Source organism: Shinella sp. GW821-FHT10F02, assembly GCF_058809275.1.
In genome coordinates this window covers 55486-64786 of sequence record NZ_JBXASL010000009.1, presented here as the reverse complement: position 1 = coordinate 64786, position 9301 = coordinate 55486, and the positions used below count along the sequence as shown (strand labels likewise).

Here is a 9301-nt window from a genome sequence, read left to right as displayed (position 1 = left end):
CGCCGGCATTATGCCCTTGTGGTGGCGGCATTTCGGGAAACGGCGGGCGAGGCTTCGTACCAGCCCTTCGAGCGGTTCACGATCCAGACGACCGAGAGCATGACCGGCACCTCGATCAGCACGCCGACGACCGTCGCCAGCGCCGCTCCGGATTGAAAGCCGAAAAGGCTGATGGCGGCGGCGACCGCCAGTTCGAAGAAGTTGCTGGCTCCGATGAGGGCGGACGGTCCTGCTACGCAATGTTGTTCGCCTGACAGGCGGTTCAGGAGGTAGGCGAGCCCCGAGTTGAAATAGACCTGGATCAGGATCGGGACGGCCAGGAGCGCGATGATTGTCGGCTGGGCAATGATCTGCTCGCCTTGGAAGCCGAACAGGAGGACAAGGGTCGCCAGCAGGGACACGAGCGATATCGGTTGCAGCTTCTCCAGCAGCCTGGCCAGCCCGGTCGTCGCGAGCCTGGCACGCAGGAGCTGCGCGATGAGTACCGGCGCCACGATGTAAAGGCAGACGGAGATCGCCAGCGTGTCCCATGGAACGGTGATGGCGGAAAGGCCCAGCAGCAGCCCGACGATGGGGGCGAAGGCGACGATCATGATCGCGTCGTTCAGGGCGACCTGGGACAAGGTGAAAAGCGGATGCCCTTTCGTCAGGTTCGACCAGACGAAAACCATGGCGGTGCATGGCGCTGCCGCCAGGATAATCAGGCCGGCAATGTAGGAATTGATCTGCTCCGCAGGAAGATAGGGTCGAAAGAGCCAACCGACGAACAGCCATGCGAGCAGGGCCATCGAGAACGGCTTGACCGCCCAGTTGATGAAGAGCGTGACGCCGATCCCCCGCCAATACGTGCCCACCTGGGCCAGCGACCGGAAGTCGATCTTCACGAGCATCGGGATGATCATCAGCCAGATCAGGACGGCGACGGGGATGTTCACTTTGGCGATCTCGGCGGCGCCGATGGCCTGGAAGACGCCAGGCATCAGGTGGCCGAGCGCAACGCCGACGACAATGCAAAGGAAAACCCAGATCGTAAGGTAGCGCTCGAAGGTCGACATCAGGCGCTCCGATCTTGCGGCCTGGTCGAGCCTTCCATCGCGCCGATCTGCCGGAGCTTCGTTTCCAGCGCCAGCCGGTCGATGGATTCCATGGGAAGGCTCAGGAACGCCGTAATGCGGTTCTTGAGAAAGCGGGCGGCCTGCGCAAAGGCGCGTTGCACCTCCACCTCGGAGCCAAGGACGGCGGCGGGGTCTTCGACACCCCAATGTGCAGTCATGGGATGGCCGATCCAGACCGGGCACGCTTCGCCAGCGGCGCTGTCGCAGACAGCGAAGATGAAATCCATTTCCGGAGCGCCAGGCCCGGCAAAGACATCCCAGCTCTTGGACGAGAAGCCGGTTGACGGATAACCCAGCGCTTCAAGCTCCTTCAGAGCGTGCGGGTTAACCTCGCCCTTTGGCTGGCTTCCTGCCGAGAACGCCTTAAAGCGCCCTCGTCCCTCCTTGTTCAGAATGGATTCGGCGAGAATGGAACGAGCGGAATTGCCCGTGCACAGGAAGAGCACGTTGTAGATTTTCGCAGTCATGGTGATGATCCGTTGTTAGATCGGGGGCTTGAGATTCATGAGGGGTGCCGATACCGGGCGGACTCCGGGAGGCGGAACCATTTTCAGCGCTTCAAGGACGATCATGTTGCCGAGGGTCATGTTTGCGGTCCCGCTGGTGGGCAACAGGGTGTCAGTTCCGCAATCAACGGCGCGCAAAGCTCTTTGGCGCCGCCGCAGCAGTCCTTCAGGAGAAACAGGGTTAGGTCCCGCAGGCCGGCGAGATCGGCGCGATAGATTATCGAGCGGCTCTGACGTTCGCTTTTCACCAGACCAGCACGAGAAAGTGTGGCGAGATGTGCGGACATGGTGTTCTGCGGCACATCGAGCAGCCGGGCCAGCTCACCGGCAGGCACGCCGTCAGGCTCATGACGGACCAGAAGACGGAACGTCTCCAGTCGCGTTGCTTGGGCCAGAGCGGAGAGTGCGGTGATCGCGGATGTGTTTTCCATATATCCAGATTAATGGATATATTGACATTGTCAATGCCCCTGCCCGCTGTCTTCTACCGGCGCTACAGATTTTCTAACGGCCGCAGCCCGACTGAACTATCACACCGTCAGCGTAAAGCGTGTGCGCTCATCGTCCGACACGACGGTCAATGTTCCCCCATGCGCCTTGGCTATTTCCCAGGCGATGAACAGGCCGAGACCCAGGCCTTGGAGGCTGTCGCGTACCTTGCCCCTTCGGAACGGCTGGAAAAGTTGCTCCAGTGTTTCGGGCGGGATTTTTGTGCCGCCGTTTTCGACGATCAGCGTGAAGCCGGCCGGATTGGTCGTCACGTCCACCCGGACGGGCCGGTCTTCAGAGCCGTGCGCGATCGCGTTCCCGAGAAGGTTCGAGAAGAGCTGCCCGAGACGGGCGTGATCGCCACGAACGTCGTGGGCGAGCGCAAAACGGGTTTCGATCTGTCGATGCGGAAAGGCGGCTTTGATCTCGTCGATCACGGTAACAAGCATCGGCTCCAGCGACTTCGTCGTTTTGGTCAGCGTCAAACCGCCACCGAGGCGGCCCCGTGCGAAATCCATGACATTGTCGATGAGCCCCGCCATCCGCTGGACGCTGGCCGCCATCTTCTGCAGGACCGATCTCGACTGATCGTCGTCAATCCTGCGCAACAAAAAATTCGTCCCGCCGCTGATCGCGGCCAGCGGATTGCGAAGGTCGTGGCCGAGAACGGCAATGAACTGTTCGCGGAGCTCCGAGGCAGCCTGCGCGTCCAGCAATTTGCCCTGCGACGCGGCAAGTTTCTCATGCTCGAGGGTCAGGCTTTCCCGCGAGGAAATGAGGGCGGACCGGGCATCGACATGGACGGCGATCAGTTCGGCAAAGAGCTTGAACATGCCGATGGTTTCTGGCGTGCTCAAGCGCATGGGGCGCGGATCGATGGCGCATAACGTACCGAAGAAGCTTCCATCTGCCAGAATGATCGGCATCGATATGTAGCTCTGGAAGCCATACAGCGCCGGCGTATGATGACCGGAAAACGTCTTGTCTTCAGATACATGGTCGATGATCACGGCCTGCCGGCTATCGCGGATTTCGTTGCATATCGTGGTTTCGATGCGCAGTTCGCCGCCGGATTTCAAGCCAAAGTCGATATTGTCCAGGACCTCGCAGGCGATCCATCGATCTTCGGTCACGCGCGCCACGGCCGCGAAGCCCATACCGGTGACCTTGCAAACCACATCCAGGATCGATGGCACCGCCGGAATTTGGCGAACCATCTCAACATCATTCTCGTAGTTCTGACCCATCAACCCAAACACTTAGCATGTTGTCGCTTGGAAGCACGTTATCAAATGTCGCTTTACCCCGCGAGGAACATCATGGGCCGATCTAGCTGGCCGAACCTGCCGCCCGCTCAAGATCTTCCCAACTCTCATCCATCGCATAGGTCGGCGACAGGAAGGGGATGCCGATGTGGCCGTAGCGGAGGGAGAGCTGGCGCTCGGCGGTTTCCTCGTCGATCTTTGCGATGCGGGCAAGGTACATGACGGCGGCCAAGCCCGTGCGGTCGGCGCCGGAGCGGCAGTGGATCAGGATGGGGCGCGGGGCGTCGCGCAGGACCGTGAGAAGTTTTGCGGCGGTCGCGGGGTCGAGGCGGCGGTCGGCTTGCAGGGGGAAATCGATGAGGTTCAGGCCGAGGGTCGTGGCGGCCACGGCCTCGTCCTTGTACCACCTGGCCGTCTCGTGGCGGCCGCGGAGGTTGATGATGGTGCGGATATTGTAGCGGGTGGCGTAGGTCGTGATGTCGGCGCTGGTGGGCTGGTTCGAGCGGTAGACTTCGCCGGGGACGACCGTGGCGAAGTTGCCGGTCATCTGGATAACGCTGAGGTAGAGGCCGAGCGCGGCGGCTGCGGTGCCGAGAAAGAGGCCCGCCCTTTTCAAATGTCGGTTCATGAGGTCCTGTCCTGCCAATCGTGACGGCAGGATCAGGCAAGCGGCTGACAGGGCGCTGAACGTTACAGGGCGGAAGGCTCAGGCGGGTTTGCGCAGGGCGGCGACATGCATCGGGCTGCGCAAGGTGAAGCCGATCGCCTCGTAGAGCGTGATGGCGGCTGCGTTGCTGGCATAGGCGTGCAGGTATGGCTGATCGCCGGCCTGCGTGATTTGGGCGGCGACGTGCAGGGATAGCCGCCGGGCGTAACCTTTGCCGCGATGATCGGGGTGGGTGCAGACGCCGCTGAGCTCGGTGAAGCCAGGCTGTTTCATGCGCTCGCCGGCCATGGCGACGAGCGTCTTGCCCTCCCGCACGCCCCAGAACCGGCCGAGCGCCTGGGACTTCAGCGAAAACGGGCCGGGCTTCGTCAGCGTCGCAAGCGCCAGCATGTCTTCGGCGTCGCTTTCGCCGAGCGGCACAATGGCCTCGTCCGGGGTGGCGGGCGGCACGTTCCGGGCGATCATCTGGACCGCGGGTGCGGCCGTCAGTACTTCGAAAACGACCGGCGGCACGATGGGGTCGGCCATCAGGAAAATGAGCGTCTCGCCCGGCTGCGTCAGCGCCGCCAGGTCCGCCAGCGCCTGCGGGTCATCGGATTCAGTCGCGGCGAGCGGCAGGATGCCGGGCCGGTAGCGACGGGCGAGGCCGGCGCCCTCGCCGAGCTCTCTATGGCGGGTGGTGAGCGCGCTCCAGATCGGTCTGTCGAGCAGGGCTTTCATGATGGGCGTCCTTCGTTTTCAAGCGCGCGGCGATGGAGGGGTTTTTCCTGGAGGGCATCCTCCAGCCGGTCGAGCTGGGCGATGAAGCTGCCATCGAGCCCGTCGCAGATGTCGCGCACCGCCGCCTCGATGGCCGGCCAGATGTCGTGTTTCGAACGGTCGATGAGCGCTTGGCCCTCCTGCGTCAACGAGAGGCGCCGGATGCGCTGGTCGTCCTTCTCCTTGCGCGCGGTGAGATATCCCACTTCGGCCAGCAGGCCCGCCGTCCGCGTCACGCCCGGTTGCGTGACGCCGAGCGCTTCGGCCAGTTCGCCGATCGAAAGGGGGCCGAGCCGGTCGATGGCGGCCAGGAGCGGGTATTGACCTGCCTGCAAGGGCACGTCCAGCCGCTCCATGATGCGCTGCGTATCCGATTGCACCTGCTCGCCGATGCGCTTGAGCCGGCTGCCAAGGCAGAGGTAGCCGAGAGCGCGAACGATGTCTTCCATGCCACATCCATTCCAAGTTATATAACGCGTTATATTTCTGTCCGAGGAAGACGTCAAGGGCTCAGGCAGGGTTGACGATCGGCCGGCATCGCGTAAGCCATCTTCGTACGAACGCCGCTCTCGAAAGGCCGGAACCATGGACGCGATCATCTATCACAATGCGAAATGCGGCACCTCGCGCAACACGCTCGCCCTCATCCGCAATGCCGGCATCGAGCCGACGGTGATCGACTATGTCGCCACCCCGGCATCGAAAGACGATCTGAAGGCTATGATCGCGGCGGCGGGGCTGAGCGTGCGCGCAGCACTTCGCGAGAAGGACACGCCCTATGCGGCGCTCGGTCTCGACGATCCATCGCTTTCCGACGACGCCCTGCTCGACCACATGCTGGCCGAGCCGATCCTGATCAACCGGCCCTTCGTGAAGACGCCGCTCGGCACGCGGCTCTGCCGGCCGTCGGAGCTGGTGCTCGACATCCTGCCGGACACGCGAAAGGGCGCCTTCGCGAAGGAAGATGGGGAAAGGTGATCGGCGAAGACGGCAAGCGTTTCGTCTGATTAGCCTTCCAGCGGCGCCCGCCTCGCCGCAAGACCCAGGGCGGCGCGCAGCGTCGCCTCGCTCTGCCGGGCGAAGCGATTTGCGGCGAGACGCCCGCGGGCCTCGTCGCGCGGCGGCAGCGGCCCGGCGAGCCGTTCCGCCACGCCATCCGCCGTTGCCGGCACATGGGTGAGGTTCTCGACGATACAGAGGCGATGCGCGAGCGAACCCTGCCGCACGACGACGGGTATGCCGAGCTGGGCCGCCCGTCCGAGCACGCCGGAAGCATGGTCGCCGACCGGCGGATAGAGACACCAGACCGCATCGCTCGCCGCATAGGCGCCGAGCAGTTCGGCATCCGAGACCGCGCGGTCGACCTTGACCCCGCCCGCCTCGCAGAAGGCCGCGGCATAGTCGGCGACATCAGGCGCGAATTTTCCGCAGGCGATGAACTGGAAGCGCGTGCGCAGGCCGGCGATCCGCGCGTAGATATCGGCAAAGAGATCAAAACCCTTGTGCGGGCTCTGCGTGCCGATCGCCGTCAGCACCAGGCGGTCGCCCGGCCGCCGCTCGCTGCGCAGCAGCTCCACCGCCTCGCGCTCCGCATCCGTCAGGTCCCAGAGCTGGAAATCGTAGATCCAACCCTTGGCGATGGCGGAAGACGCCGGCAGCACGCTGAAAGGCAGGATGGTCAGCGTCTCGATGGCGTGAAAGCGCTTCAGCCAGCCAAGCACCCATCGTTTCCAACGGTAGCGCCGGCGCGGCGACACGGTGATGGGCATCGGCCGGAGCAGCAGGCCCGCGGTGCGCCGCCCGGTGAGCGCCCGCAGCAGGCCGACCGCCACATAGAGCAGGAGGGCCTCCTCCACCATCAGGAAGAGTACCGGTGCGCGAGAAAACACGAGGGCGCGCAAACCCGCCCGGCGGGCGCCGAACAGACGCTCCAGATGGCGCAGATAGGCGGGGCGGCGGCCACACTCCCGCCGCGAATAAAGCAGCGGCGCGTCCGGACAGACCATCCCCTTTGCCTTGCGTGTCCGCCACAGCCATCGGTCTGCCGATGTGCCACGATGGTCCGGCCGCAGGTCCGATCGCGCAGACGGACCCGCTGCAGCCGGCAGCTCCGAGCCCGCCTGCATGATATTCCCCCGAAAATGGTCGCCAAACGCCTTCCGGGCCGTCCATGCCGCGGAAGGAATGGGGTGGTGCGCCAGGTTCGCCTCCTCGGCCCACCACCCATTTAACGTCAATCTTTCGCGGATGTTTTGCACACCGCGAAATACAACCTTATCGCTAATATTTAGACTTTAACTTGCTATTATCAAAATTCAAGGCGGATTATACAACCTCCGCTAATTGTCCGGATGTGCCATTCCGGCCATCGCTTGCTGCCCCGCGCCCGGACGTTCATAAAGGCTGGAGCCTATCGAAAAGCCGCAGGGAGGCAGGATGAACCTCAAGGAATTTGCCGCCCGCATCGGCCTGTCCCCCACGACGGTAAGCCGGGCGATGAGCGGTTATCCGGAGGTGAAGCCACAGACGCGGACGCGCGTGCTGGAGGCGGCGGAACGGCTCGGATATCGCCCGAACATCAGCGCGCAACGGCTCGCCACCGGCCGGGCAGGCGCCATCGGCATCGTCTTCCAGGGCGGCGGGCGCTTCGGGCCGCATTCCAGCGAGTTCATGGGCGGGCTTTCCACCCGGCTGCAAGAGGATGGCATCGACATTCTCGTCTCGACCGTCGAGACGGAGGCGGACGAGGAAGCCGCCTATCGCCGGCTTGCCGCCAGCAAGCGGGTGGATGCGGTGATCCTCCACATGCCGGCCTGCACCGATGCCCGCATCGCGCTTCTGCAAGCGCTGGACCTGCCCTTCATCGTGCATGGGCGAAGCGCGGCGCAAAAACCCTTCGCCTTTCTCGACATCGACAATTTCGGGGCGATCGAGACGGCGACGCAGCACTTGGCCGGGCTCGGCCACCGGCGCATCGCCCTCATCAACGGCGACACGGTGAGCACCTATGCGCGTGACCGCGACGACGGCTTTCGCGCAGCACTCGCGGCCCATGGCATCGCCTTCGATCCGGCGCTGGTCGGTCATGGCGAATTCACCGACGAGACCGGTTTTCGCCTCATGCAGTCTTTCCTGGCGCAGCGCCCTGCCCCGACCGCCGTCATTGCCGGGTCGATGATGTCGGCGCTTGGCGCCATGCGGGCGATCCGCGTTGCGGGGTTGACCGTCGGCGCGGACGTCTCCGTCATCGCCCATGACGACGTCTTCCCCTATCTGAGCCCGGACAATCTCATGCCGGCCGTCACCACGACGCAATCGCCGATCCGCGCGGCAGGTGCGCGGATCGGCGACATGGTCTTGCAGCTTTTGCAGGGGGAAGCGCCGGAGCGGTTGCAGGAGGTCTGGCCGGTCGATTTCCTCATTCGCGGATCGACAGGCCCTGCCCCGGGCTGACCCTCAGACCTTCCGTTCGCAGCGGTCCTTTTCGGTCTCGATGGCGAGGTCGAGAACCTTCTGTAGCTCGGCGGCGTGGCGGAAGCCGGGCTCGATCCTTTTGCCGGCGGTCACGGCGGCGGCGAAGCGCTGGTAGTTGGTCGGCACCGTGCCGGCATCGAGCTCCCGCCAGACCGCCTGTTCGACATCCTCGCCGAGGCAACCGCGCAGGCGCGAGCCCTCGGTGGAATGGAGAACTTCCAACGCGCCCCTGTCGCCATGCATGCGCAGGCGCAACTCGTTCAGATGCCCGGTCGCCCAGCGGCTGGAATGGATGACGCCGAGCGCGCCATTGGCGAAATCGACGGTCATGGTGAAACTGTCATTGGCATCGAGATCATATTCACCGATGCGGTTTTCCGGCGCCTTGTCGAAGGCCTTCAGCCGCGCGAAGACATGCTCCACGTCGCTTGCGGCACCGTAGCTCGCAAAGTCGAGGATGTGGATACCGACATCGCCGAGCACGCCGTTCGAGCCATGCCGGGTGGAAAGCCGCCACAGCCACTGGCTTTCCGTCGCCCAGTTGCCCCAAGCCTTGGAGACGAGCCAGCTTTGTAGGTAGGACGCCTCGACATGGCGCACATGGCCGATCTCGCCGGCCAGCACCATCTCGCGCGCCTTCTGCAAGGGGGCGACGTTGCGGTAGGTAAGGTTCACCATGGTGACGAGGCCGGATGCGTCGGCGGCGCGCGCCATCTCGTCCGCCTTGGCATAGTTTTCCGCGAGCGGTTTTTCGCACATGACGTGTTTTCCCGCCGCCAGCAGCGCCAGGGTCGTCGGGTGATGCGCACGGTCGGGCGTCACGTTGGTGGCGGCGTCAAAGCCGTTCCAGGCGATCGCATCCTCCAGCGAGGTGAAGACGTTGGGAATGCCATGCGTGTCGGCGAAGGCTTTGGCCCGCAACGGATCGACATCGACCGCGCCGACCAGCTCGACGCCCTCGATTGCGGAAAAATGCTGGGCATGGCTATTCGCCATGCCGCCGGTTCCAAGGATGAGAAGACGCAT

The 9301-nt window shown here is 64.0% G+C and carries 10 protein-coding genes and 1 pseudogene; 2 read left to right on the top strand and 9 right to left on the bottom strand.

The features are described from left to right. Positions 1–8 precede the first annotated feature (8 nt). From arsB to AC1RWL_RS25790, 7 genes are all read right to left on the bottom strand, one after another. The gene (arsB, locus tag AC1RWL_RS25820; RefSeq protein ID WP_493096587.1) at positions 9–1055 is read right to left on the bottom strand and encodes an ACR3 family arsenite efflux transporter; all 1047 of its coding nucleotides are present in this window, start codon (positions 1053–1055) and stop codon (positions 9–11) included. Further along, positions 1055–1582, bottom strand: coding sequence for an arsenate reductase ArsC (locus AC1RWL_RS25815; protein ID WP_493096588.1), 528 nt, complete (start codon positions 1580–1582; stop codon positions 1055–1057). The genes arsB and AC1RWL_RS25815 overlap by 1 nt, the downstream gene beginning before the upstream one ends. A 116-nt stretch (positions 1583–1698) precedes the next feature. Beyond that, positions 1699–2052, bottom strand: a complete 354-nt coding sequence (locus AC1RWL_RS25810) for an ArsR/SmtB family transcription factor (RefSeq protein WP_493096589.1) — start codon at positions 2050–2052, stop codon at positions 1699–1701. Between the two features lie 99 nt (positions 2053–2151). Continuing rightward, positions 2152–3357, bottom strand: a complete 1206-nt coding sequence (locus tag AC1RWL_RS25805; protein ID WP_493096590.1) for a GAF domain-containing sensor histidine kinase — start codon at positions 3355–3357, stop codon at positions 2152–2154. 82 nt (positions 3358–3439) lie between these two features. Further along, positions 3440–4003, bottom strand: a complete 564-nt coding sequence (locus AC1RWL_RS25800; RefSeq protein ID WP_493096591.1) for a dual specificity protein phosphatase family protein — start codon at positions 4001–4003, stop codon at positions 3440–3442. 78 nt (positions 4004–4081) lie between these two features. Further along, positions 4082–4762 (bottom strand): GNAT family N-acetyltransferase, encoded by a 681-nt coding sequence (locus tag AC1RWL_RS25795; RefSeq protein WP_493096592.1) that lies wholly within the window; start codon positions 4760–4762, stop codon positions 4082–4084. Further along, positions 4759–5250: a MarR family winged helix-turn-helix transcriptional regulator gene (locus AC1RWL_RS25790; RefSeq protein ID WP_493096593.1), complete on the bottom strand. Its 492-nt coding sequence runs from the start codon at positions 5248–5250 to the stop codon at positions 4759–4761. The genes AC1RWL_RS25795 and AC1RWL_RS25790 overlap by 4 nt, the downstream gene beginning before the upstream one ends. A gap of 136 nt (positions 5251–5386) precedes the next feature. On the opposite strand from AC1RWL_RS25790, the pseudogene arsC reads away from it, so the two are divergent. Beyond that, positions 5387–5808: pseudogene (gene arsC, locus AC1RWL_RS25785) on the top strand (arsenate reductase (glutaredoxin)). Here the strand turns inward: arsC and AC1RWL_RS25780 are convergent. Further along, positions 5809–6807: a glycosyltransferase family protein gene (locus AC1RWL_RS25780; protein WP_493096594.1), complete on the bottom strand. Its 999-nt coding sequence runs from the start codon at positions 6805–6807 to the stop codon at positions 5809–5811. 430 nt (positions 6808–7237) lie between these two features. On the opposite strand from AC1RWL_RS25780, the gene AC1RWL_RS25775 reads away from it, so the two are divergent. Next, the gene (locus AC1RWL_RS25775; RefSeq protein ID WP_493096595.1) at positions 7238–8254 is read left to right on the top strand and encodes a LacI family DNA-binding transcriptional regulator; all 1017 of its coding nucleotides are present in this window, start codon (positions 7238–7240) and stop codon (positions 8252–8254) included. 3 nt (positions 8255–8257) lie between these two features. Here AC1RWL_RS25775 and AC1RWL_RS25770 read toward each other — a convergent pair whose 3' ends face one another. Next, positions 8258–9301 (bottom strand): Gfo/Idh/MocA family protein, encoded by a 1044-nt coding sequence (locus AC1RWL_RS25770; protein ID WP_256121126.1) that lies wholly within the window; start codon positions 9299–9301, stop codon positions 8258–8260.